General features: G+C 73.0%; 23 protein-coding genes. 13 read left to right on the plus strand and 10 right to left on the minus strand.

Translation table 11 applies throughout. The features are described 5' to 3' along the window. Positions 1-696: a hypothetical protein gene (locus tag ISU07_RS22095; RefSeq protein WP_194709016.1), complete on the plus strand. Its 696-nt coding sequence runs from the start codon at positions 1-3 to the stop codon at positions 694-696. 48 nt (positions 697-744) lie between these two features. Here the strand turns inward: ISU07_RS22095 and ISU07_RS22100 are convergent, their stop codons facing one another. Then, positions 745-1854, minus strand: coding sequence for a hypothetical protein (locus ISU07_RS22100; protein WP_194709017.1), 1110 nt, complete (start codon positions 1852-1854; stop codon positions 745-747). Between the two features lie 112 nt (positions 1855-1966). On the opposite strand from ISU07_RS22100, the gene ISU07_RS22105 reads away from it, so the two are divergent. The 6 genes from ISU07_RS22105 to ISU07_RS22130 all read left to right on the plus strand — a co-directional run bounded on the left by ISU07_RS22105 (position 1967) and on the right by ISU07_RS22130 (position 7033). Beyond that, positions 1967-2995, plus strand: a complete 1029-nt coding sequence (locus tag ISU07_RS22105; RefSeq protein ID WP_194709018.1) for a helix-turn-helix transcriptional regulator — start codon at positions 1967-1969, stop codon at positions 2993-2995. Between the two features lie 82 nt (positions 2996-3077). After that, on the plus strand, positions 3078-3899 hold the full coding sequence (locus tag ISU07_RS22110) for a COG4705 family protein (RefSeq protein WP_228522402.1): 822 nt from the start codon (positions 3078-3080) through the stop codon (positions 3897-3899). Further along, on the plus strand, positions 3896-4339 hold the full coding sequence (locus ISU07_RS22115; RefSeq protein ID WP_194709019.1) for a hypothetical protein: 444 nt from the start codon (positions 3896-3898) through the stop codon (positions 4337-4339). Before ISU07_RS22110 ends, ISU07_RS22115 begins: the two co-directional genes overlap by 4 nt. Before the next feature lie 75 nt (positions 4340-4414). Further along, a complete protein-coding gene (locus ISU07_RS22120) occupies positions 4415-5164 on the plus strand; it encodes an ABC transporter permease (RefSeq protein ID WP_323742761.1) in 750 nt (249 codons plus the stop codon). A 58-nt stretch (positions 5165-5222) separates the two neighbouring features. Beyond that, entirely contained in the window at positions 5223-6293 is a 1071-nt protein-coding gene (locus ISU07_RS22125) for an MGDG synthase family glycosyltransferase (protein WP_194709020.1), read from the plus strand. Then, a complete protein-coding gene (locus ISU07_RS22130) occupies positions 6290-7033 on the plus strand; it encodes a polysaccharide deacetylase family protein (protein ID WP_194709021.1) in 744 nt (247 codons plus the stop codon). Before ISU07_RS22125 ends, ISU07_RS22130 begins: the two co-directional genes overlap by 4 nt. Here the strand turns inward: ISU07_RS22130 and ISU07_RS22135 are convergent. From ISU07_RS22135 to ISU07_RS22160, 6 genes are read right to left on the minus strand one after another with little or no spacing between them, the layout of a single operon-like run. Continuing rightward, on the minus strand, positions 7025-7681 hold the full coding sequence (locus ISU07_RS22135; protein ID WP_194709022.1) for a VTT domain-containing protein: 657 nt from the start codon (positions 7679-7681) through the stop codon (positions 7025-7027). The two genes, ISU07_RS22130 and ISU07_RS22135, sit on opposite strands and share 9 nt — an antisense overlap. Positions 7682-7705: 24 nt before the next feature. Continuing rightward, on the minus strand, positions 7706-8536 hold the full coding sequence (locus tag ISU07_RS22140; RefSeq protein WP_194709023.1) for a PIG-L deacetylase family protein: 831 nt from the start codon (positions 8534-8536) through the stop codon (positions 7706-7708). A gap of 5 nt (positions 8537-8541) precedes the next feature. After that, entirely contained in the window at positions 8542-9621 is a 1080-nt protein-coding gene (locus ISU07_RS22145; protein WP_194709024.1) for a glycosyltransferase, read from the minus strand. Further along, complete coding sequence (locus tag ISU07_RS22150) at positions 9618-10688, minus strand: lysylphosphatidylglycerol synthase domain-containing protein (protein ID WP_194709025.1); 1071 nt, start codon at positions 10686-10688, stop codon at positions 9618-9620. Before ISU07_RS22150 ends, ISU07_RS22145 begins: the two co-directional genes overlap by 4 nt. Positions 10689-10736: 48 nt before the next feature. Beyond that, positions 10737-12080: a sensor histidine kinase gene (locus ISU07_RS22155; RefSeq protein ID WP_194709026.1), complete on the minus strand. Its 1344-nt coding sequence runs from the start codon at positions 12078-12080 to the stop codon at positions 10737-10739. Next, a complete protein-coding gene (locus ISU07_RS22160; RefSeq protein ID WP_194709027.1) occupies positions 12080-12748 on the minus strand; it encodes a response regulator transcription factor in 669 nt (222 codons plus the stop codon). Before ISU07_RS22160 ends, ISU07_RS22155 begins: the two co-directional genes overlap by 1 nt. Before the next feature lie 115 nt (positions 12749-12863). On the opposite strand from ISU07_RS22160, the gene ISU07_RS22165 reads away from it, so the two are divergent. Together ISU07_RS22165 and ISU07_RS22170 are read left to right on the plus strand one after the other, a co-directional pair. Then, positions 12864-13667, plus strand: coding sequence for an alpha/beta fold hydrolase (locus tag ISU07_RS22165; protein WP_194709028.1), 804 nt, complete (start codon positions 12864-12866; stop codon positions 13665-13667). After that, positions 13664-14797 (plus strand): PP2C family protein-serine/threonine phosphatase, encoded by a 1134-nt coding sequence (locus ISU07_RS22170; protein ID WP_194709029.1) that lies wholly within the window; start codon positions 13664-13666, stop codon positions 14795-14797. Before ISU07_RS22165 ends, ISU07_RS22170 begins: the two co-directional genes overlap by 4 nt. A 15-nt stretch (positions 14798-14812) precedes the next feature. Here ISU07_RS22170 and ISU07_RS24980 read toward each other — a convergent pair whose 3' ends face one another. Beyond that, positions 14813-15454: a helix-turn-helix transcriptional regulator gene (locus tag ISU07_RS24980; protein ID WP_194709030.1), complete on the minus strand. Its 642-nt coding sequence runs from the start codon at positions 15452-15454 to the stop codon at positions 14813-14815. Continuing rightward, the gene (locus tag ISU07_RS22180) at positions 15444-16892 is read right to left on the minus strand and encodes an ATP-binding SpoIIE family protein phosphatase (RefSeq protein WP_194709031.1); all 1449 of its coding nucleotides are present in this window, start codon (positions 16890-16892) and stop codon (positions 15444-15446) included. The genes ISU07_RS24980 and ISU07_RS22180 overlap by 11 nt, the downstream gene beginning before the upstream one ends. 28 nt (positions 16893-16920) lie before the next feature. On the opposite strand from ISU07_RS22180, the gene ISU07_RS22185 reads away from it, so the two are divergent. The 3 genes from ISU07_RS22185 (at position 16921) to ISU07_RS22195 (ending at position 19658) form a co-directional block, all read left to right on the plus strand. After that, positions 16921-17229, plus strand: coding sequence for an STAS domain-containing protein (locus tag ISU07_RS22185; protein WP_194709032.1), 309 nt, complete (start codon positions 16921-16923; stop codon positions 17227-17229). 134 nt (positions 17230-17363) lie between these two features. Continuing rightward, positions 17364-18887 (plus strand): molybdopterin-dependent oxidoreductase, encoded by a 1524-nt coding sequence (locus ISU07_RS22190; RefSeq protein WP_194709033.1) that lies wholly within the window; start codon positions 17364-17366, stop codon positions 18885-18887. A 96-nt stretch (positions 18888-18983) separates the two neighbouring features. Next, complete coding sequence (locus ISU07_RS22195; protein WP_194709034.1) at positions 18984-19658, plus strand: fasciclin domain-containing protein; 675 nt, start codon at positions 18984-18986, stop codon at positions 19656-19658. A gap of 150 nt (positions 19659-19808) precedes the next feature. Here the strand turns inward: ISU07_RS22195 and ISU07_RS22200 are convergent, their stop codons facing one another. Continuing rightward, positions 19809-21419: a copper resistance CopC/CopD family protein gene (locus tag ISU07_RS22200; protein WP_194709035.1), complete on the minus strand. Its 1611-nt coding sequence runs from the start codon at positions 21417-21419 to the stop codon at positions 19809-19811. Positions 21420-21488: 69 nt separating this feature from the next. Here ISU07_RS22200 and ISU07_RS22205 point away from each other — a divergent pair, with 69 nt between their 5' ends. Beyond that, on the plus strand, positions 21489-23348 hold the full coding sequence (locus tag ISU07_RS22205) for a multicopper oxidase domain-containing protein (protein ID WP_194709036.1): 1860 nt from the start codon (positions 21489-21491) through the stop codon (positions 23346-23348). Position 23349: the final 1 nt, after the last annotated feature.

Raw genomic sequence — 23349 nt, forward strand, 5'->3', positions numbered from 1 at the left:
ATGTCCACCCCGAAGCAGCCGTACCGGGACCCCCTCGAGCGCGCAGTCATGGAGGCACTCGGGGAGGCGACCGGCCGCGAGACTCGGGAGAACCCGGTCCTCGCGGGCACGGGCGGTCCCGCCGGCAACGCGCTGCTCACCGCGTGGACGGGGCTGGTGCTGCTGGTCGTGTCGTCCGCCGAGCTGCTAACGCTCTTCAACGTGCGGGGGCTGATCTCCTGGCACGTCGCCCTCGGCGCCCTGCTGATCCCACCGGCCGGCATGAAGACCGCCAGCACGGGCTGGCGGATGGTGCGCTACTACGCGGGAGCCACGTCGTACCGGCGAGCGGGGCCACCACCGATGCTCCTGCGAGTGCTCGGCCCCGTGGTCGTGGCCTCGACGCTCGGCCTGCTCGGCACCGGCGTCCTCCTGGTGCTGCTGGGCGAGGAGAGATCACGGCACACTCCCCTCGACCTCGCCGCGTGGCGTGTCGACTGGGTGACTGCTCACCAGGCCTTCTTCGCGGTCTGGGTCGGCGCCGCCGGACTGCACCTGCTCGGGCGCATCGTCCCGGCGCTCCGCACCACGATGCTGAACCGCCCGTCCACGCGAGTGCCCGGACGCTGGATCCGGCTCCTCTGGCTGGTCGTCATGGCGGTCGCGGCCGCCGCTCTCGCCGTCGTTCTGGTCCACGCCGACGCCAGCTGGCGATAGGGCCCCAGGTATCGGTCCCCCACCGCCGTCCACGAGGGGATCGTCGGATCACCTGAAGTGCAGGCTCGCCACCATGTCGTCGAACGACGTGTGGTCGAGGCTCCCGGCCTGGTCGGCGTAGTCGCGCTCCCAGATCATGACGGGCCTGCCTGCGACGTCGAGGACGACCATCCTGAGCACCAGCTCGTCCTGGGGACCGAAGCACTCGCCGGCGTCCAGCCCGGGCTCGGGACAGCCGAGAGCCCCCTCGAGGGACTCCGCCCCAGGGGAGAGCCCGACCGTCACCTCGACCGCGGGGTGACCGTCCACCTCCGTGTCGACACGGTCGGTCATGGTCGCGCCGGAGCCGGCGAGCGAGAGCACGTACGTCGTGAAGTCCGCCGGCGGCGACGACTCGGTCCTCGACCCCGGCCGGTACACCGACACCGGCGAGAGCACTCTCAGGGCTCGCTGCTCGTCCGCCGACTGCCAGGTGGCGAAGTGCTCCGCGGTCTCAGCCGAGCCCGGGTCGAGCCAGTCGGCGAGCCGGATCTCGAACGGCGCCACGAACGTGTCGACCACCTGGACGGAGCTGCCGGCGCCCGGCGACCCGCCGCCTGGCGTCTCGGCGTCCTGGAGGGCGAACGGCGCAGACTCGAAGACCATCGTGCCCGCGATGATGTCGTCGTCAGGGATGTCGCATCCACCGGCCACGAAGTCGACCAGGTCGAGGGTGAGGAGTGTGTCGTCGAGCGCGAAGTCGAAGGTGGTCTCGCCGCACTGGTCCGTCGCCACGAACGTGTTGGCGCCCGTCAGCTCGTAGGCGGCGCGGAACCCTTCCTGAGGTGAGCCATCGTCGACGATCTCGTCCTGGACGAGCGTGCCTGCGGTGACCACCAGCTCGAAGACGACCGTCCCGGTGTAGTGACCGGCCATCTGCTCCGCCTTCGCCGCGGGATATCCGGCCGCTGTTGCGGCGTCGACGAGGTCCTGCGCCCGCAGTGGGTCCGTCCGGTACGTGCCCTCCGGCAGCACGGCATCGGACGCCGGGCTCGCACTGGCCGGCGTACCCGAGGGTGTCGTGGCTCCGTCTGTCTGGTCCGAGCCGCCACCGCCGCAGCCGGGGGTGACGAGCACGAGAGCCAGGCACAGGCCCGGCAAGCCGTGACGCATCGCCATGGTGAGCTCCCTCCCGGCCTCGGCCTCGGTGGTCTCGTGTGATGCTCCGACGGCGCGGGGCGGCGCGGATCCCCCTACTTCTCGGGGGTCGACGTCGGTGCGACACTCGGCTATGGCGGATCAGCTCCTCGCTGCTCGCGCCGCGCTGGCGGCGGAAGCGCGCAGGCCTGGCTCGGGGGCCGACTTCACCGGCGCCCTCATGGCAACGGTCCGTCGCGTGATCGGCTTCGACGGCTACTGCCTGCTCGGGCTCGACCCGGCGACGGGGCTGCGGTCGTCGATGTTCTCGCGCCACGGCCTGGACGGCGTGGCGGACCGGCTGGCGTACAACGAGAAGGTCGAGGTCGACGTCAACAAGTACGTCGAGCTGGCGGCCGCGCCTCGTCCGGTCGGCCTGTTGGGCGGGCGCCGGTCCTCCCGCCCGCACAGCCCACGGTACGAGGAGATCATCCGCCCCGCGGGGTTCTCCTCCGAGCTGCGCCTGGTGCTGAGGGGACAGGGGCGTCTGTGGGGCGCCCTCGTCCTGTTCCGGGACACGGGCGGGCGCCCGTTCGACGAGGGAGATGCCGACGCCGCGCTGGCGATCGCCGAGCCGCTGACGAGGGCGGTCCGCTCCTACCCGGTCCGTCCGGTCGCGGCCCGCCGACGGCCGCTGGCACCTGGGGTGGTCACCCTCGATGCCGGCAACCGGGTGACGAGCATGTCCCCCCACGCCCGGGACTGGTTGGACGACTTCCGTGCCGGAGGGGACGACGAGGTCGAGCTGGAGGATGCCATGCGCGTCGTGCACGATGTCGGGCTGGCCGCCAGGACCGGCCGCGACGAGGCGTCGTGCTTGGTCCGGACCACGAGCGGGCGATGGCTGCTCGTGCACGGCGAGCCGGTCGAACCCGACTCGCCGACGATCGCGGTGGTGCTGGCACCGGCGGCGCTTGGCGACGTCCTGCGGGCCGCGTCCGCGTGGTTCGGGCTGACGCGCCGCGAGGAACAGGTGGCAGGTCTGGTGGCCCAGGGCCTGAGCGCTCGAAGGATGGCGCGCGCGCTGAACCTCTCTCCGCTGACGGTCAACGACCATCTGGGCGTGATCTACCGCAAGGCGGGCGTCTCCGGGCGCGACGAGCTGGTGGCCCGCCTGACCTGACCTCGGACGCTGCGGCGGTCACGCCCGCGTGAGTCCTGGAGCAGTCAGGTTCCCGACAGGCGGCGTCCGGCACCGTCCGCGCATGACCTCGACCTCACCCGCCGTGAGCCGCGCTCGGCTGATGCTCAACAAGGTGCCGGAAGTCACCGTGTACTTCTGGGTCATCAAGATCCTCTGTACGACGGTCGGCGAGAGCTTCGCCGACTACGTCAACGAGACCCTGGGCTTCGGGCTCACGAACACGACCCTCGTGTTCTCAGCCGCCCTGGTCGCGGTGCTCGTGGCGCAGTTCCGGCTGAGCCGCTACGTGCCCGGCGTGTACTGGCTGGCCGTCGTGCTGATCAGCGTCGTCGGCACGTTGCTGACCGACAACCTCACCGACGCCCGCGGCGTACCCCTCTGGATCAGCTCCACGGTCTTCGCCGTGCTGCTGGCCGGGGTCTTCGGCATCTGGTACGCGCGGGAGCGCACACTCTCCATCCACACCATCGTCACCACGCCGCGTGAAAGCTTCTACTGGCTGACGGTGCTGGTCACCTTCGCCCTCGGCACGGCCGTCGGCGACTGGACCCTCGACCTCACCGGCTGGTCGGCGGGCACGTCGATCCTGCTGCCGCTCGGCCTGATCCTGGCCGTGCTCGCGGCGTGGCGGCTCGGAGCCGGCCCGGTCCTGTCCTTCTGGCTGGCCTACATCCTGACCCGACCGCTGGGCGCGAACATCGGCGACTTCCTGTCCTCGCCGCGGTCGGACGGCGGCCTCGGCCTGGGCACCCTCGGCACCAGCGTGCTGTTCCTCGCCACGATCCTCGCCGTCGTGGTCTACCTGACGATCACCGACAAGGACCGCACCGAAGCCCACCACGTGCTGTCGACGCCCGAGCCGGCGACGGAGACGCGGTCATGAGCGCCGACCGACCCCGACGCATCCTGGTGGTCACCGACCAGGCGACACCGACGCCGGCCCTGCTGCGCGAGATCAGGAACCGCTCGGACGCCGCCGACACCCAGTTCCGCCTGGTCGTGGTGAACCCAGCCCGTGCGGAGCTTCACCTGCTCCACCCTGAGCGTCACGACAAGGCGGCCGAGGCCGAGGCCACGCTGCGGGCCGTCATCGCCGACGTCCAGCTGGCCGCGGGCGGCCCGGTGGTCGGGTCGGTCTCCATCCGGCACGACCCGATGGACGTGGTGGAGGAGACGGTCCACGACGAGCCGGTGGACGAGGTGATCCTCGCGCTGCCCGAGCACCGGCTGGCCGTCCTCCTCCACCAGGACCTGCCCCATCGGCTGGCGCGCCTCGGCATCCCGATCGGGCACCTCCCCGAGCCGGCCACGCCGCCGGCCTGACCCCAGGTCCTGGGGCAGCCGACCCCTGGTCACCCCGTTCCACGTCGGCTGCCTGAGCCGTCTAGCGTCGACCACGTGTCCACGAGCGAGTACGTCTGGTTCGGCGCCGGACTGCTCGTGCTGGTGGCCGCGACGATGGCGGTCGCGAGCGTCGCGGGCGTGGGGCTCGGCTGGACTCCGCTGTCCGCGCTCGCGCGAGCCACCGTCCAGCTGAGCGTGGTGGCCCTGCTGCTGCGCGGGATCCTCAGCGTCCCCGAGACGGTGGGCGCCTTCCTCCTGCTCATGGCGGCAACGGCGTCGTGGACCGCGTCGGGCCGGTTGCGGGACCTCTGGCACGGGCGCCGCGCGGCGGTGACCGGGGTCGTGGCCGGCGCCGCCGTCTCGCTGACGGCGATCTTCGCGCTGCACCTGGTCGCTCTGCAGGTGCGCTTCCTGGTGGCGGTCGCCGGCATCATCATCGGCAACGCCATGAGCGCCGCGACCCTCGCGGGCCGCAACTTCCTGCGCGCGGCGGGCCACCGTCGCGACGAGGTGGAGGCGTGGCTCTCGCTCGGCGCGACGCCGTCACGCGCCAACCTCGAGATCGGCCAGGAAGCCGTCCGGGAGTCCCTGCTGCCGAACCTCGACCAGACCCGCTCGACGGGCCTCGTCACGCTGCCCGGCGCCTTCGTGGGCGCCCTCTTCGGGGGCGCGAGCCCCGCCGAGGCAGCCCAGTTCCAGCTGGTGGTGCTGGCGGGCATCGCCCTCGCGATGACCATCTGCGGCGTCGTGGTGACCCGCATGCTCGGGCGCACGCCGTACGTCGTGGCGACCGCGCGCGACTGAGCCCGACCAGCAGGGCGTCGTCAGGTGGCGGTCAGGCGTACGCCTCCACAGTTTCCCCATGACCTCGTCCGCCATCGTCGTCGTGTCGGGCAGCTACGGTGCCGGCCACGACGCCGCCGCCCAGGCGCTGACCGACCAGCTGCGGTCGGCGGGCCACCGGGTGAGCAGGTTCGACCTGGTGGACGAGCTCTCGTGGCGCGTCGGACGACTCCTCCGCTGGCTGTACTTCGCGCAGCTCAGGCTCCTCCCGGCCACCTGGGGAACGACGCTGCGCTTCCTCGAGGGCGACGGCCTGCTCGTCCGCGCCGTGTGCCAGGTGCTCGCGCTGCTCGGACGCCCGTTGGTACGCCGGCTCCAGGGCGCCGACCTGGTGATCTCGACGCATCCCTTCGCCAGCCAGGCTCTCGGCGCCGCGCGTGCCGCCGGCCGGCTCGTGGCCCCCGTCGTGACGTACCTGACCGACGCGTCGGTCCACCGCCTGTGGGTGCACGACCACGTCGACCTCCATCTCGCGATCCACGCGATCGCCGCCGCGCAGGCGGAAGCACTGGGCGGCCGGAGCGTCGTCGTCGAGCCCGCCGTCGCCCTCCCCGCACCGCTGCGAGCGAGCGACTGGGTGCCACCCTGGCCCGCGGGGAAGCCCGCCGCCCTCGTCGTGGGCGGTTCGTGCGGCGTGGGTGAGCTCCGGGCCAGCGCCATGGACGTGCTGGCCACCGGCTTGATGACACCCGTGGTGGTGTGCGGCACGAACGAGCGGCTGCGCGAGCAGGTCGAGGGGGTGCCCGGGCTGGTGGCGCTCGGCTGGCGTGACGACATGCCGTCCCTGCTCGCTGGAGCCGCCTGCGTGGTCCAGAACGCCGGCGGCATGACGTCCCTGGAGTCCCTCGCGGCCGGCACACCGACGCTGACCTACCGCCCCATTCCGGGTCACGGCCTCACCAACGCTCGCGCTCTCGACGACGCCGGTCTGGTCCCCTGGGTCCCGGACGCGGCCGGCCTGGAGGTCGCCCTGATGCGCATCCTCGTGTCGGGGTCGTCGGTCTCCCTCCCTCGCGAGGCTCCGTCGGTCGTCGAGGTGATGCAGCAGCGGGCCCTCCTCCTCCCGCAGCCCGCGCTCGTGGCGGCGTGACCACGCGTCGTCGCGCGCTGCTCGCGGCTGCCGCCGCGGCCACCGCCGCCACCGCCCTGGCGCCGTCGCCGGCGTCAGTCGGACCGGTGCGCGCACTGCTGACGCCCTCCGTCCTCGATCCTGCGCTCTCGGGCATCTCGGAGCGTCCGCACGTGGCCCTGACCTTCGACGACGGGCCGGATGCGGCGTCGACCCCGGCATTCCTCCGACTGCTCGACAGGGTCGGTGTGACCGCCACGTTCTTCGTCCTGGGGCGCCACCTGCGAGACCGCGGCCTGCTCCTCGAGATGGTCGCGGCCGGGCACGAGATCGGCGTGCACGGGTGGGACCACCGACCCGTCGCCCTCCACGGACCCACCGGCCTGCGCGACGGGTTGCGGCGTACCCGGGACCTCGTCGAGGACGGCACGGGCACGGCGGTGCGGTGGTACCGACCGCCGTACGGCGTGGTGACCCCCTCCTCGTGGTGGTCGGCCGACCGGGTCGGACTGCGCACGGTCCTGTGGTCGGCCTGGGGCCGGGACTGGGAGCGTCGCGCCACGCCCGCGTCGGTGAGCGCGCTCGTCACCCGCCAGCTGCGGCCCGGCGGGACGGTGCTGCTGCACGACTCGGACCGGACCTCGGCACCGGGATCCTGGCGCACGACCTTGGGGGCGACCGCAGCGCTCGTCGAGCACTGGCAGGCGCACCAGTGGGCCGTCGGCCCCCTGCGGGACCACTGGTCGACGACCTCAGACTGAGACGGGGACCTTCGGAGCCTCGGGCCCTGCGGCTGCAGGCCTCCGAGACCGCCGCCGGCGCAGATACGCGATGGCAGCCGGCAGCACCGAGAGCGCAGCGAGGGCGATGACGATGACGTCGACGTGTGCGGCGACGACGGGGACCCCGCCGAGGAAGATGCCGGCCCCCACGAGCAGCACCGACCACAGCACCGCGCCGACGACGTTGAACTGCGTGAACCGTCGCCTCGGCATCCCGGCCACTCCCGCGGCCACCGGCGTGAACGTCCGGACCACGGGCACGAACCTGGCCAGGATCACCGCCTTGGGGCCGTGCCGGTCGAAGAACTCGCGGGCGCACTCGGCGTGCCGGGCACGGAACCAGCGCGAGCCCGACTCGCGGCCGAACACACGAGGTCCGAGGGCCCGACCGATCAGGTAGCCCACCTGGTCACCGACCACCGCCGCGAGCGCCATCCCGGCGAGCACGAGAGCCACCGGCAGGTGGAACACCGCCACCGCGGCCAGCAGCCCCACGGTGAACAGCAGGCTGTCCCCTGGGAGGAAGAACCCGAGCAGCAGGCCGGTCTCGGCGAACACGACCGCCATCGCCACCAGAACCGCGGCGGGACCCAGTCCCATCAGCAGCGGAGTCAGGGCGATCAACATGCCACGAGGCTAGGGATGCGAACCTCACATCCACCTGACTGCCGTGCGGCGACGATGCGTGGGGCCGAACACGTCGTCGACGCCACCGCAGGACGCCGTCCCCAGCGCGTCACGGAACCACTCAGCCCCCAGCACCCGCGCGCGCAGCGGCGGCGGGAGGCGCAGCAGCAGGGCGATGGTCCGCAGGCCGTCGGTGCCGCCGGCCTGGGAGGCGTGCGCACGCAGCGCGGCCAGCTTGGCCGGCAGGTGCGCACGGACGTCGACGCGGTGGGTGATGTCCGACCGGGACGTGAAGGCGCACGTCAGGTCGGGCAGCTCGGGCATCGGCGTGACCCGCGAGAGGAGACGCAGCGCGGCCACGGCTCGGGCGATCGACTGACGATCGACGGTTGCCTCCAGCAGCACCGGCGTCCCGGCCGCGGCGGCCGCCAGGGCGCCGACGCGATGGACCTGCACGTGGTCCGGGTGCCCGTAGCCACCGGCCCGGTCGTAGCTCGTGAGCACCTGCGCCCCCTCCTCACGGAGCACGTGCGCCAGGCGCGCTGCCGGCTCGTCCGGCGACACGGACGCGAAGGTGGCGGGTCCGGGCTCGTGGCCCGAGTCCGCGTAGCCCAGCTGCACCAGCCGCGCCACTCCGAGTGCCCGTGCGGAGGCGGCCAGCTCGGCCCGTCGTCGGCGACCGAGCTCGGCCGGCTCGGGCGTGGCGTCCGCGAGCCCCGCCTCCCCTCCTGTCGCGGTCACCAGCACGACCCGGTGGCCGGCCGCGGCCGCGCGAGCGAGCGTGCCACCGGTCAGCAGCGCCTCGTCGTCGGGGTGGGCGTGGAAGGACACGAGCGTGAAGGGCCTGGTGGTCATGGGCGTCACGAGGACACCAGCCTGCGGGGGGAGGCGGCGCGCGGGTGGCGGCGGGCAGCGAGGGCGGCGGCGTACACGTCCGCACGGGCCACGTCTGCGTCCGCCCAGGAGCATCGCGGAGGTACGGCGCGGTTGTGCTCCGTCAGGGCCCGGCGCAGCCCGTCATCGGTGAGCAGCCGCAGCAGGTGGCCGGCGAGGTCCTCGTCGGAGTCACCGAGGAGCCCGTCGACGCCGTGCGTGATGTACGACGCGACGCCCGACCTGGCGCTCGCGACGACGGGCAGCCCGCTGGCGCGGGCCTCGAGAGCCGCGATGCCGAAGGACTCGCGATGCGCGGGCGCGAGGAAGATCGACGCGGCCGCGAGCTCGCGACGTACGACGCTCCTGTCCACCGTTCCGGTCAGGTGGACGCCGTCGAGACGGTGGCTGCGCAGGTAACGCGTGAGTGCCGGCCGCTGTGGCCCGTCGCCGACGACGGTGGCGTGCACGTCGACGTGTCGCGCCACGTCCCCCAGGATCCTGGCGAGCGGGAGCGTCCGCTTCACCCTCGTCAGCCGCATCACCGCCAGCACGCGGGGCGGTCCGTCGGGGGGCGTCGGCCTCGGCCGCCAGGCGTCGAGGTCGACCGCGTTGGGCACCACGCGGACCGGTGCGCCGACGATGTCGCGCACCGGCGCGGCCGCCGCTGCCGAGACCGCCGTCCAGAGGACGGGCCACCGGGCGACCCCGCTCAGGTCCCCCAGCGTGCCGGCCAGCGGTCCGAGACCGGTGAGCATCGAGTGGACGGTGGCCACCGTCGGGATCCCGGCCAGCGCCGCCCACCGCGCGCCCGCGAGGGAATACGGCGACAGCGAGACGTGCGCGTGCACGAGGTCCGGGTCGAAGTCGGTCAGCCAGTGCGCTGCGCGACGCCCCGTCCGGACGACATGGTCCGCATCCTCGTCCGCGCCGGGCGGGAGCGGCGCGGGAGTGACCACGCGGGCGTCGTGGCCGACGCGACGCTGACGGTCGACCAGGTCCCGGACGTGCATCTCGATGCCGCCGACCGTCGGCAGGTAGCTGTCGGTGAGGTGCGCGATCCTCATCGGGCCGCTCCGGTCCGCCCGCGCACGCGCAGCTCCCACCAGGCAAGGAGGGCACCGCCGACCGGGATCTCCAGCCCGAAGGTGAGGGCGCGGTACAGCAGGACGCCCGAGGCGATGCCCGCCGCGGAGCCGCCAGGGGCGAGCGTGAGCACGCCCACCAGTCCCAGCTCGACCAGTCCCAGTCCCCCGGGTGTCACCGGCAGCAGGGTCGCCAACCGCTCGACGCACGACGCGAGGAGGACGACTCCGAGGGGGACCGACGCGCCTGTCGACCAGAGGCACAGACCCAGCAGCAGGACCAGGAGGGCCGAGTAGAGGACCATCCCCGCGGTGAGCGGCCGCCAGCGGCGAGCGGCCAGGACCCTGGTCTCGTTGCGCCACGTCGCGACTCCCTCGTGGGTGAGCACGGGGTGTGGCAGCCTGCCGGCGGCACGCTGCACCCGCGACGCCGCCCGGTTGACGACGGCGGCGACCCGGGTCAGGCCGCCCGGCCACGCCATGAGCACGACCACGACGGCCGTGGCGGCGACGGACGTGGCACCTCCGAGGAGAGCGCGGCCGGGGCCGACGAGACCCGGTGGGCCGAGCACCTGGACGGCGGCGAGGGCCACGACCGGGAAGGCCAGCTTGGTCAGGACGTCCCAGAGGTTCGTGAGCACGGTGTACGTCGCGAACGCCGCGCCGTCGTGTCCCCACGCACGCGCCATCCGGTAGTTGAGCGCGATCCCGGCGGCCCCTCCCGCCGGCAGCACGTTGGAGACCGCACTCCCCGTGAGGCTGAGCAGCAGAGCCCGGCGACGGCCGAGGCCCGGGAGAGCGGCCCCCAGCGTCGTGGTGTGCGCGAGCAGCCCGACCAGCCACACGAGTCCCAGCCCGACCAGGACCGGCCACGACGGCGCACGCGCGGCTTGCGCGATGGCCGCCCACGGAACGCCGGCGACAGCCGGCACCAGGAGCCAGAGCGCCGTTCCCCCCGCGACGGCACCCAGGAGGTGGTGGAGTCCCCTCGGGCGTCGGGGGCGGACGGACGCGGCGCCGACCGGCGCGTCGACGTCGAGGAGTGTCACGTGGCAAACGTGCGGCCCGACGCCTGACGGGGACCTGACCGGACGACGTCAGCGACGTGGCAGCGACACCACGAAGCGAGCACCGCGCGGGGCGTCCTCGAGGGTGACCTCGCCCCCGAGCGAGCGGGCGACGCGGCGGGCGATCCCGAGGCCGAGACCCGCACCGCCGGCCCGGTGGGAGACGCCGGGGTCGAACAGCCGTGCCCGCCGAGGCGGCTCGATGCCCTGGCCGTCGTCACTGACCACGAGGTCGATGCGGTCGGGCCGCTCGACCGCCTCGAGCACGACCACGGACGAGGCGTGCTGCACCGCGTTGTCCACGACCGGCACCAGGGCCCGGACCGCGACCTCACTGGGTGCGGCGATCCGGGCCGCCGACCCGCTCGGCCGGACCTCGACGGTGATGCCCGCGCGGGAGACGGCCCGAGCCGCGGCGTCCGCGAGCACCTCCGCCGGGTCGGTCGTGCGGTGCACCGTCGAGGCAGCGCCGTCGCGGGAGATGTCGAGCAGGGTGGTGATCACCCCGGACATCGCGGTCGCGGACTCGGCCACCTGCTCGATCTCGCGTCGCAGAGCCGGGTCGTCGACGCCGCGCATCAGCGCCAGGTCGGCCGCCCCTCGGATCGAGGTGAGCGGCGTCCGCAGCTCGTGGGCCAGCTCGGCGGTCAGCCGCTGCTCGGCCAGGATCACCGACGCCACGCGGTCCAGCAGCCGGTCGAGCACCAGCGCCAGCGCCGACAGCTCGTCGGTGGCCGGGCCCAGGTCGAAGCGGCGGTCGAGGTCGTGCTCGCTCCAGTCGTCCGCCCGCTCGGCCATCAGGGCCACCGGATGGAGGGCCTGACGCGTGACGCGCCACGCGATGAACCCGGAGGCCGCCACGACCAGCACCCCGAGGAGCAGGGTGGCGATGAGGGCGTACAGCTCCGAACGTTCGTACGGCGCCGTCTCGGCGCCCACGACCACGACCCCCTTCGCACCCCCCGAGGTGGTGAACGGCACCGCCAGCAGCCTGGTCTCGTCGCCGGACACCGTCACCTTCTGCTCGCGGCCCGCGCGACCCAGTCGCTGCGCGGCCTCCCGCGCATCGCGCTCCACCGACCCGGCGACCAAGGACCCGTCCGCGGCGTACACGGCGACGCCGAGCTCCAGGACGTCCGGCGGAGCCGTCACGACGCCGCCCGAGCCGGAGGCCTGGTCGACCACGGCCACCATCGCGTCGGCCCGGTCGTGGAGGACGCGGTCGATGTCCCGCTGCGCGGTCGCGCCCAGGAGGAGCTGGATCCCGAGGCCGACCACCAGCATGGCGACCGCCATCAGCCCCACCGTCGAGACGACGATCTTGCCGCGGAACGTGCGCGGTCCCCACCGCCGTACGCCGGACCGCTCGCTCATCACCTCAGTGTGTAGCCCACGCCCCGGACCGTGGTGAGTGTGAGCGGCGAGTCCACCTGCTCGAGCTTCACCCGGATCCGGCGGATGAACGAGTCGACGGTGTTGTCGCTGACCATCGCCTCGTGCGGCCACGCGGCCGCGACGATGGCACGACGCCGTACGACCTCGCCCGGGCGCGACGTGATGGCGGCCAGCATCCGGAACTCCGTCGGCGTCAGCAGCACCTCGTGTCCGGCGTGCGCCACGGAGTGGCGTGCGGGATCGAGCACCAGATCGGTCGGCGCCGCGGTCGCGCTGACCTGTCGGCCGCGCTTCGCCAGGGCCTCGATCCGGGCCACCAGCTCCTTCACGTCGAACGGCTTGGCCAGGTAGTCGTCGGCCCCGGCGCTGAAGCCCGCGAGCTTCTCGTGCATCGCGCCCAGCGCGGTCAGGAAGATCACCGGCGCGGACTGGCCGGCCGACCGCAGCGCCTGGCACACGTCGCGGCCGTCGGAGTCGGGCAGCCCGATGTCCAGCACGAGCACGTCGAGGCCGTCGTCGGTCGCGAACAGCCGCAGCGCCTCGCCGCCGTCGTGGGCCGCCGTCACCGTGTGGCCGGTCAGCTCCAAGGCCTCCGAGACCACGCGACGGATGGCGGGGTCGTCCTCGCACAGCCCGACGTTGACCACGCCTCCATTCTCCCGCGCGTACCTGACGGCTACCTGACTGCGCCGTACGGGCGCTGGTCGTCGCCGGGCATGGCTCTCCCGGGGAGGGTGTAGCGCCATGCCCTACAGTTCCGGCATGGAGGTGGGGGACACCCTGAACGCCACCCTGACGGGTCCCTCGGGCACACCGGTCCTGGTGTTCGTGCACGGTTTCGGCTGCGGCCGGGAGATGTGGCGTCTCGTCGCGCCCGCGTTCTCCGACGACTTCCGGGTCGTGCTGCTCGACCTGCCCGGTTCCGCGGCGGCCGACCCGTCGACGTACGACCCGGTGCGGCACGCGTCCCTGGACGGCTACGCCGAGGACGTCCTGAAGGTGCTCGACGAGCTCGGCCTCGACGACGTCACGTTCGTCGGCCACTCGGTCGCGTCGATGATCGGCGTCCTCGCCCACCTGGCCGCGCCCACGGTCGTGACGCGACTCGTGATGGTGTCGCCCTCGGCCTGCTACGTCGACGACGGCGAGTACGTCGGCGGCTTCTCGGCCTCCGACATCGACGACCTGCTGACCACGATGGAGCGCAACCAGCTCGGCTGGCAGGCGGCGGTGGCCGGCATGGTCGCGGGCGCCGGCCACGAGGAGGCTCGCACCGAGCTGGAGGACGCCTTCTGTCGCACCCGGCCGGACGTCGCGCTGCAGTTCGCCGAGGTGACCTTCCGCGGTGACAACCGAGCCGATCTCCCCCACGTCAGCGCGCCGACACTCGTCCTCCAGGTCCGCGACGACGTGATCGCCCCGATGACGGCGGGTGAGTTCATCCACCGGCAGATCACCGGCTCCGTCATGCGGGTCCTCGAGACCCGAGGGCACGCGCCCCACCTGACGAACCCGGACGAGGTGGTGTCGGCGATCCGTGACTTCCTGCCGGTCGGGGTCACGTGACCGAGCTGCTGCCGACGGGTCTCGACGCCTTCGAGTCGGCTCCGTGCGGGTACGTCGTCGTCGACGCGCGAGGCATCGTCGCCCGCGCGAACGAGGAGTTCCTGAGGCTGCTCGACGCACCGGCCGGCGACGTGATCGGCCTGCGGACGTTCAGCAGCCTGGTCTCCACCGGGGGGCAGATCCTGCTGGAGACCCACGTCCGCCCGATCCTCGACCACGCGGGGGTGGTGCGGGAGATCGCCGTCGAGCTCGTGCGTGCCGACGGGGGCCGGGTCCCGGTGCTGCTCAACGCGCGCGTCGTCAGCACCGATCCTCGGACCGTGCTCGTGGTGCTCGTCGAGACGCGTGACCGGCACCGCTACGAGGACTACCTGGTGGCGGCGAAGCACGCGGCCGAGCGCGCCAGCCAGGACGCCGCCGCCATGGCCGTGACGCTCCAGCAGACGCTCATCCCACCCGAGCCCCCGGTGGTCCCGCACCTCGAGATCGCTGCGGCGTACCGGCCCGCGGGGAGCGGTCGGGAGGTGGGCGGCGACTTCTACGACGTCTTCCAGGTCGCTCCCGACGCGTGGGCCGTCGTGCTCGGCGACGTCAGCGGCAAGGGGATCCAGGCCGCCGTGATCACGTCGTTCGTCCGGCACACGGTGCGGTCCGTGGCGATCGCCCACCCCGACCCCAGCGACCTCCTGCACGCCCTCGACGAGGCGATGAGGTCCCACGGCTCTGAGCACCACTGCACCCTCGTCGCCGCTCGGCTCGAGTGGGAGGACCCGGGCTGGAGCATCGCGCTGGCACTGGCCGGGCATCCGCCGGCCCTGATCCGAGCGTCCGACGGACGGATCACCGAGCTCGGGGTCCCCGGTACGCCGGCCGGGTTGATGTCCGACCCCCAGTTCCACACCGTCCGGCACAAGCTCGGCGAGGAGACCGTGACCCTCTTCACCGACGGGGTGACCGAGGCGCGTGGGTCCAGCGGCGAGCTGTTCGGCGACGCGCGGCTGCTCGAGCTGCTCGCCGGCCTCCCGGGCGACCCGCACGACATCGTCGCGAGTGTCGTGAGCGCGACGCTGACGTGGCAGTCCGACGACGCCAGCGACGACATCGCGGTGGTCAGCTTCGCGGCTCGCTGAGCCCCGGTCGACCACTCACCGAGGGCCGCCGGGACGCTGGTCCATCCCGTGCTGGACGCCCCACAGCACCGCCTGCGAACGACGGGTCGCGCCGATCTTGCGGTAGCCCGACCGGATGTAGGACTTCACCGAGTTCACGCTCAGGAACAGCCGCTGGGCCACCTCGTCGTTGGTCAGGCCCTGGGTGATCAGCTCGATCACGTCGTACTCGCGCTCGGTCAGGCCGCCCGGACGCGCCTGCACCACCGGCGCCGGCACGATGTACGGCTGCACGAGGAAGCGGTTGCGGTGCCCCGCCCGGACGGCGCGGATCGCGGTGCCGAGCTCGTCCTCGCTGAGCTCCTTGGAGAAGAAGGCGACCGCTCCCTCCCGACGGGCGTCGTCGACGACGTCGGGACGGACCGACCACGAGAAGGCGACCAGCAGCATGCCGGCGGAAGCCCGGGCCTGTCGCTCGAACTCCTGCGCGCGGTGGCGCTGGGGGTCGTAGAGCAGCATGTCCACCCGGCCGACGCTGTCCGCCACGTCGCGCAGGCAGACGACCTCGAGCTCGGGGACCGCGCGGCTCAGGACAGAGGTCAGTCCCGCGATCACCAGGGGTGCGTCCGGAGCCACCGCCAGCCTTCCCCGCGGCGGCAGCCCCTCCTCAGGCGACACGGTGGGGAATGCCCGTGACGTCGAGAGTGTGCTGCGTCATCGAACCGGCCTCCGCCACGATGTCGATGTCCGCGGCGAACATCCCGATCGAGCGGTTCACCGAGGTCAGGTCGATCAGCAGCCGCGCCCCGCTGGTGCTGAGCTCGGTCACCCCCGTGACGTCCAGGCAGAAGCCGAGCGTGCCGCCGCGGGTGGCCACCAGGATCTCGGCGGCGACCCGCTCCACGTCGTCGTGACCGAACGTCCCTCTCAGGGCGATGACGTGCGGCTCGGGATGGAGGACCTCGACCGGGGCCGGGCGCGGTACCTCGCGGCTCGAGCCCCGCGTGGTCTCGATCGGCACGGGACGCACGAGCCGGTGCTGGAGGAGAGCGCGCGTCCCGAACGGTCCGGTCGCCACGCCCAGGTGGTCCACCAGCCCGGCCGCCATCGCCAGCCCGCGGCCTCGGCTGAGGTCCTCGGAGGGTGCTTGCCACGTGCCGTGGTCGGTGACCTCGACGCGGATCACCCCGTCGGTGCCCAGGCGGGCGTACAGCTCGATCTCCCGGTCGTCGTCACGACCCCCGTGGTCGATCGCGTTCGTGACCAGCTCGGAAGCGGCGTGGGTGAGCGCCATCTCGTCCATCGGCGATGCGCGGAGCTCCTCGAGCCACATGCTCAGCTCGCCGCGCGTGACGCGGACGGCGTCGCCGTCCTTCAGCCGGACCCGCAGCTCCCGGTGCGGGGCGCCGCGCAGCCGCGCGGCCACCAGGCACAGCGTGTCGTCGGGGCCGAGTCGGGCCAGGCTGGCGTCCGCCAGGACCGTGAGGTCCTGGAACGCCATCTCGGCGGTCTCCCCGAGGAGGTCCAGGAGGGTGAGGGCCGCCGAGCGGTGGGCGGCCGCGCTGGCGAGCAGCACGACGTCTCCGGGCATCAGGTCGCAGGTCACCGGCGCGAACCCCGTGCCCGTGCCGGTGCCGAGCACCCCGCCGCCGGTGCCGCCGAGCTGTGCGGCCGCTGCGTGCGCGGGGAGCAGCAACGGTCCGGCGTGGCCGGCCGTCGCGTAGGTGACGAGGGACCGCTCCGGGTCGATCACCGCGACCAGGGCCGACGTACCCCGGGCCTCGTCCACGTCATCGGCGAACGCGTCGGCGAGCAGCAGGGCCTCCACGACGTCCGCGTCGCGTCTCAGGGCGGAGTGCAGGATCGAGCGCACCTCGGCGGCGACCACGGAGGCGGCGAGCCCGATCCCGGGCGCTTCACCGACGACCAGCGCCAGCCGGTCGTCGTGCAGCACGACGGCGTCGAACCAGCTGCCACCCGGTTCGCTGGCGTCCTGAGGCACGCAGTAGCTGCCGTTGAGGTCGAGCTTCGGCAGCACCGGCACCCCGGCCGCTTGCACGACGCTCTGGATCGACGTGACGAACTCGAGCTCATCTTCGGTGCTGTCGGTGTTCATCCCACCTCCTCACGGTATGTTTCCTGCCGTGCCCGGGCTTCCCCTGACGACCACGTACGACGAGGTCGGATCCGTTCTCGCGGTGAGCGGCGACGTCGACGCGGAGTCGACCGAAGAGCTGCGGCGCGCGATCGAGGGATGCAGCAAGGAATATCGCACGGGCCTGGTCGTCGACCTCACGGGTGTCACGTTCCTGCCGAGCGTCGCGATCGGGATGCTCGTCCGCGCCGAGCAGAGCTTCGAGGCGGCCGGCAGCTCTTTCGAGCTGGCCGCGCAGACCGGCTCCATGGCGCAACGTGTGCTCACCGTGTCTGCCATGCCCTTCCGCTCGTACTGAGCCGTCCGGTGCGGGCCGGCGGTCCGCGGGTGGTCGAAGTGTCGTTCGCCCGGACCCGGCGCAGTCCACCTATCGGGGTGGTTCTGGCACCCGAAGCCCAATCCGCGGGCCGAGGGTGAAACGAACCACCCGCCATGAGGACTCGGCTGACCGATGCGCTCTACGGCGTGCTTGCCACGCTGCTCGGCGTCGCGGCCGGCCACCTGGTCGCCGCGCTGACGGACCCGGCGTCCTCGCCCGTCCTCGCCGTCGGCTCCACGGTCATCGACCTGACACCCACGCCGGTCAAGGAGTGGGCCGTCCAGCACTTCGGCACCCGGGACAAGCCGATCCTGATCGGGTCGGTCTTCGTCGGTGTCCTCGTCCTCGCGGCCGTCGCCGGGATGCTCACCCGGCGCAGCCGCGCCGCGGGCTCGGCCCTTCTCGTGCTGCTCGTCGGGCTCGCGGCGGCCGCCGCGCTGACCCGGCCGGCCGCGACCGCCTCGGACGTGCTGCCCGCGCTGGTCGCCGGCGTCGTGGGCGTCGTCGCCCTCTGGTGGCTGGTCCGGCTCACCGGGTCTCGTGACGGGCGTGACCGCCCGCGTCGCCCAGCGGGCGGAGCCACGAGCCGGCGCGCCGTGCTCCTCACCGTCGGCGCGATGGCCGCCGGAGCCGTGGTCCTGGGAGCGGCTGGTCGCCAGGTCGCCCGGGCCCGGGGTGCCATCAAGGACTTCGCCCTGCCTCGGCCCGCGTCACCGGCGCAGCCGCTCCCGCAGGGTCTCGAGGCGGAGTACCCCGGGATCGCGCCGTTCCGCACCCCGAACGCCGACTTCTACCGAGTCGACACCCGGCTGACCCTGCCCGTGATCGACCTGGACACGTGGACGCTCACCATCGACGGCGACGTCGACGACGAGGTGACCTTCACCTTCGACGACCTGCTCGGCATGGACCTCGTCGAGCGCGACATCACGCTCACGTGCGTCTCCAACGACATCGGCGGACCCTACGTGAGCGCCACCCGCTTCACCGGCATCCGGCTGACCGACCTCCTCGATCGCGCGGGTGTCGGCACCCGGGCCGACCAGATCCTGTCCACCGACGTGGACGGCATGACGATCTCCACGCCGCTCGACCTCGCCACCGACGGCCGCGACGCCATGATCGCGATCGCGATGGACGGCAAGCCGCTGCCGCGCGAGCACGGCTACCCCGCACGCATGGTGGTGCCCGGCCTGTACGGCTACGTCAGCGCGTGCAAGTGGATCACCCGCATGACCCTCACGACGTACGCCGAGAAGTCGGCGTACTGGACCGAGCGCGGCTGGAAGACCGACGCCCCGATCAAGCTGATGAGCCGCATCGACACACCGAAGGCGCTCGGCAAGGTCAAGGCCGGCAAGACCTTCATCGGCGGCGTCGCGTGGCACCAGCACCAGGGGCTGGCGGGCGTGCAGGTGCGGGTCGACGGCGGCGCGTGGCGCGATGCCACCTTCGGCCCCGACGGCGGCAACGACTACTGGCGGCAGTGGTACGTCGACTGGGACGCGACTCCTGGTCAGCACACGCTCGCCGTCCGTGCGATCGACGCCGACGGCACGCCGCAGACCGCGGCTCGCGCCACGCCGTTCCCGGACGGTGCCACCGGCGTGCAGTCGATCGTCGTCACCGTCGTGTGACGTCTGGACCGCCGAAACCCCAGCAGGGCAAGGCAATCCGCAGCCTCCGCGGTGTCGAACCACCAGCACTCGACCGAAAGACCGAAAGGCAGACACATGAACACCACGACCACCGGCAAGCTCGTCAAGTCGGGCCTTGCCGTACTGGCGCTGACCATGTCGCTCGGGCTCGCTGCCTGCGGATTCGACGACAGCTCCACCGCCGCCGACCCCGCCGACCAGACCACGTCGTCGGCTCCCGCCGAGGAGAGCTCGCCCGCCGAGGAGTCCAGCGCCGCCGGGTCCGACGCCGCCGCCCAGGTCTTCGGCCCCGCCTGCAGCGCGGTGCCCGCCGACGGCGACGGCTCGTTCGACGGCATGGCCACCGCGCCGGTCGCCTCCGCCGCGAGCGCCAACCCGCTGCTCTCGACGCTCGTCACGGCCGTCAAGAAGGCCGGCCTCGTCGACACGCTCAACAGCGCGGAGGGCATCACCGTCTTCGCGCCGGTCAACGACGCCTTCGCCGCCATCCCGCCGAAGGACCTCAAGGCGGTGCTGGCCGACAAGAAGCTGCTGACCACGATCCTCACCCACCACGTCGTCGCGGGCCAGCTCAGCCCGGACCAGCTCGCGGGCGACCACGAGACCCTGGCCGGCGACATGCTGACCGTCGCCGGCTCCGGTGAGGACTTCCAGATCGGCGCCGAGAAGGCCACGGTCCTGTGCGGCAACGTGCCGACCGCGAACGCCACGGTCTACATCGTCGACACGGTGCTGATGCCGAAGATGTGACCACCTCGCTCCGCACGACGGCCCGCGCCTGCTCCGGCAGGTGCGGGCCGTCGTCGTTCGCGTCGTCGGGGTAGTCCGGTGTGAATGGGCTGCGAAACAGCGCACGGGACAGCCCAATCACACCGGACTACCCGATCAATCACATGGAGCTCAGGGCACCACGAGCTCCACGGTGGCGGTCGGGATGGTGTCCTCGTCGACGCGCACCGACACCTGGAAGCGCCAGCGTCCCGCGCTCGGCAGGACCACCGTGCCCTGGTAGACGCCGAGCGCGGTGGGGTCGGTCGGGATGTCGCCGACATCGGCGCCCTCCCCCAGCACCCGCAGCTCCGGCGGCGTGAACAGCTCGGCGGGCACGCCGGAGCTGTTGTCGACCTCGACGGTCACGGTGTTGGTGCCGGTCCTCCCGGGGTCCAGCGTCACCGTCGCCTGGAGGCCGCCGAGGTCCGCGCGTCCGGTGAGCGGCTCGGCGCGCGCGGCCGTGCTGGCGCTGACGCCCGCCGGCGGCACCTCCTGCACGAGGAACCCGGTGACCAGCACCACGACGACCAGCACCGCGGCCTCCGCGCCGACGGCCCGGGTCAGCAGCGAGCGCGCCGCGGGGCCGCGCGGCAGCAGGCCGTACCGGTTGTAGGCCGCCACGCCCACGGCCAAGGCCACCAGCACGATCTTGGCCAGCAGCAGCCGCCCGTACGCCGCGTCCACGAGCCCGCCCCAGCTCCCGACGAGCTGCCAGGCCAGGACGGTCCCCGCGGCCACCAGCGCCACCAGGACGGTGGCCGCAGCAACCGAGAAGCGCGCCACGGCGAGCAGAGCGACGTCCGAGCGGCTCGACGTACCCCGGAGCACCGTGACCAGACCGACGAGCCCACCCAGCCAGGTCGCCGCGGCGACGAGGTGGAAGCCGTCGACGACCACGTTGAGCTGGGCGTGCGGCATCGCGACGGAGTGCCCGACGAGGGCCACGGGGACCAGGGCGGCGAGCCCGGCCAGCGCGGCGACGACGCCCCGGGTGCGCACCGCGGCGACGAGGGCGAGCGTGAGCACCAGCGCCGCGACCACCTCCCGCCGCGGCACGGCCTCGAACGTCGTCGAGTCCCCCAGCGAGCCGAAGCCGCGCCCGCTCAGGTAGGCACCGTCGAGCAGCAGTCCGGTCAGCCACGCGAACACCGACACGACCGCGGCCGAGCGGGCCGCGGTCCGCAGCCGCTCGCGGACACCCGCGCCCGCGTCGATCTCGGGCGGCACGACGAGGGCCAGGAACCAAACGAGACCGACGGCCACCAGCAACCCGGCGTACGCCGGCCAGCGCGACAGGCTCAGCGCCATCGTGAGCGACCGCGGCGAGGACCCGGTGGCCGGCGGGGCGGTCTTGGGGCTGGGCGTCCCGACGGAGAAGACGAGGTGGCCGGCGACGGGGTGGCCGTCGTCCGACACCACGCGGAAGGCGACCACGACGGTGCCCGCCTCGAGGCGATCCTCGATCCTCACCAGCAGGTCGTCCCCGCTGGTCTCGACGGAGGACGCGAGCTCGTTCCCGGCCGCGTCGGTCACGACGACGCCGCCCGGGACCTGCAGCACCGTCTCGCTGAACGTCAGCGTCACCACGTCCGGCATCCGCTCGAGCACCGCGCCCTGGGCGGGATCGGTGTCGACGAGCTCGGCGTGGGCGGCCGCCGGCGCGGCCGAGGCGAGCAGCACGCTCACCAGCAGCGCCACCAGGACGAGCGCCGCGCGGGCCGTCCGGGTGGTCAGGTGCACCGGCGCAGTATCGCGCGACACCCGAAAAAGGGCCTGGCGCAACGCCCCGGTGTGGCCGAGACTCGGCCCGTGGCGTGGACGGGGGGCCGGCTGCTGGCTCGTGGATGGGGCAGGCGCGTCGGGGTGGCGGCGGTCATCGCCGTGGCGTTCGGCGGCGCCGCGCACCTCCCGGGTGTCGTGCCGACCACCCCGCTCCCGGAGGCGGATGCCGCGGCAGCCGCACCGGCCGCGGCCACCACGGCCACGATCGTGATCAAGCTCGGCGGCATCGTCAGCGGGTACTCCCCCTCGTCGGTGACCCTCGAGCAGGGCGGCGTGCTGACGGTCGTCAACAAGGACTCGATGGTGCACACGGTGACCTCGGTCGCCGTGGACAGCGAGGGCGACCCGCTGTTCGACGTGTCGGTCGGGCCGCGGCAGACCAACACCCTCGTGATCCCGGCGACGCTGGCCGCCGGGAAGTACTCCTTCTACTGCACCCTGCACCCCAACATGCGCGGCACGCTGGTCGTGACCGGCGAGGGCGGCGGCGTGCCTGCCCCGCCGACGTTCGAGCAGGCGCTGCGGATCCCGAAGGTGCTCACCGGGAGGCACATCACCATCCCCATGAAGCGGGCCCAGGTCCGGGTCATGCCGACCGGGCCGAAGACGTGGATGTGGACCTACGGCGGCTCGTTCCCGGGACCCACGATCAAGCGCCCCACCGGCTCGCTGACCACGGTCACCTTCGTCAACGACCTGCCGGCGAAGGCCGGGGCGATGACCGTGCACCAGCACGGCGGGCACCAGAGCTCGGCCGACGACGGCCAGCCCGCGACGTACCTGATCGGCCACGGCGCCCGGCGCACCTACACCTACCCGCTCCGCGAGAGGGGCAGGCCCGAGCCGGCGGCGTTCCGCTTCTACCACGACCACCGGATGGACCGGACCGCCGAGAACAACTGGCGCGGGCTCCAGGGCATGTTCCTCGTGACCGACGAGCGCGAGAAGCGCCTCGGGCTTCCGCACGGCGCGTACGACGTGCCGCTGCACCTGACCGACCGGAGCTTCACCGCCGACAACCAGCTCACCGACCCGTTCCCCGGCGGGGGGATGCACGCCTGGATGACCGGACCGCAGGCGCCGCCGAACGACGCCACGGTGGGCAAGCGGATCCTCGTGAACGGCCAGTTCGCGCCGTACCTCGAGGTGAAGCCCGGCCAGTACCGCCTGCGCCTGCTCAACGCGAGCACGTTCTCCGCCTACGACCTGACGCTCTCCGACGGCCGCCCGCTGACCCAGATCGGCACGGGGACCGCCCTGCTCCCCCGCAGCGTCGAGCGCGACGACGTCCTCCTCGGTCCCGCCCAGCGGGCCGACGTCGTCGTCGACTTCTCCGGGCTGGAGGGCCAGGACGTCATCCTGTCGACCGTGCCGCGCACGGACACCACCGAAGGCACCGGCTCACGCTCGGCGGCGATCATGCAGTTCCGGGTGCGCGGGAGCGCACGCCAGCACGCGCGGGTGCCGGACCGGCTGCGGGCGGTGCCGGCGATCGACGTGCCCCAGAAGGTCGACAAGGTCTGGACGTTCGGGCTGACCAAGGACTCGCACGGATCGTTCTGGTCGATCGACGGCAGGATGTTCGACCCCGACCGGGTGGACTACCGGGTGCGGCGCGGCACCACGCAGCTCTGGCGGCTGCGCAACACCACCACCATGACGCACTACGTCCACCTGCACGAGGAGCAGTGGCACACGGTCAGCCGCAACGGCAAGCGGCCACCACCGTGGGAACGCGGGCTCGAGGACACCTGGCGGCTCGACCCGGGCGAGTACGTCGACGTGGCCGCGACCTTCACCGACCACCCGGGGCGTTTCATGGTGCACTGTCACATGCTCGACCACGAGGACCACGGGATGATGGCCCAGTTCGAGGTCGTCGGCTGAC

Origin of the sequence: Nocardioides islandensis (genome assembly GCF_015352455.1) — a bacterium.
Taxonomy (GTDB): Bacteria; Actinomycetota; Actinomycetes; order Propionibacteriales; family Nocardioidaceae; genus Nocardioides; species Nocardioides islandensis.

Coding starts and splice junctions, on each gene's coding strand:
- ISU07_RS22190 (WP_194709033.1), top strand. CDS start 17,364: ATGAGGACTCGGCTGACCGATGCGCTCTACGGCGTGCTTGCCACGCTG.
- ISU07_RS22145 (WP_194709024.1), bottom strand. CDS start 9,621: ATGAGGATCGCGCACCTCACCGACAGCTACCTGCCGACGGTCGGCGGC.
- ISU07_RS22095 (WP_194709016.1), top strand. CDS start 1: ATGTCCACCCCGAAGCAGCCGTACCGGGACCCCCTCGAGCGCGCAGTC.
- ISU07_RS22115 (WP_194709019.1), top strand. CDS start 3,896: ATGAGCGCCGACCGACCCCGACGCATCCTGGTGGTCACCGACCAGGCG.
- ISU07_RS22125 (WP_194709020.1), top strand. CDS start 5,223: ATGACCTCGTCCGCCATCGTCGTCGTGTCGGGCAGCTACGGTGCCGGC.
- ISU07_RS22135 (WP_194709022.1), bottom strand. CDS start 7,681: ATGTTGATCGCCCTGACTCCGCTGCTGATGGGACTGGGTCCCGCCGCG.
- ISU07_RS22110 (WP_228522402.1), top strand. CDS start 3,078: ATGACCTCGACCTCACCCGCCGTGAGCCGCGCTCGGCTGATGCTCAAC.
- ISU07_RS22165 (WP_194709028.1), top strand. CDS start 12,864: ATGGAGGTGGGGGACACCCTGAACGCCACCCTGACGGGTCCCTCGGGC.
- ISU07_RS22155 (WP_194709026.1), bottom strand. CDS start 12,080: ATGAGCGAGCGGTCCGGCGTACGGCGGTGGGGACCGCGCACGTTCCGC.
- ISU07_RS22180 (WP_194709031.1), bottom strand. CDS start 16,892: ATGAACACCGACAGCACCGAAGATGAGCTCGAGTTCGTCACGTCGATC.
- ISU07_RS22105 (WP_194709018.1), top strand. CDS start 1,967: ATGGCGGATCAGCTCCTCGCTGCTCGCGCCGCGCTGGCGGCGGAAGCG.
- ISU07_RS22140 (WP_194709023.1), bottom strand. CDS start 8,536: ATGACCACCAGGCCCTTCACGCTCGTGTCCTTCCACGCCCACCCCGAC.
- ISU07_RS22100 (WP_194709017.1), bottom strand. CDS start 1,854: ATGGCGATGCGTCACGGCTTGCCGGGCCTGTGCCTGGCTCTCGTGCTC.
- ISU07_RS22195 (WP_194709034.1), top strand. CDS start 18,984: ATGAACACCACGACCACCGGCAAGCTCGTCAAGTCGGGCCTTGCCGTA.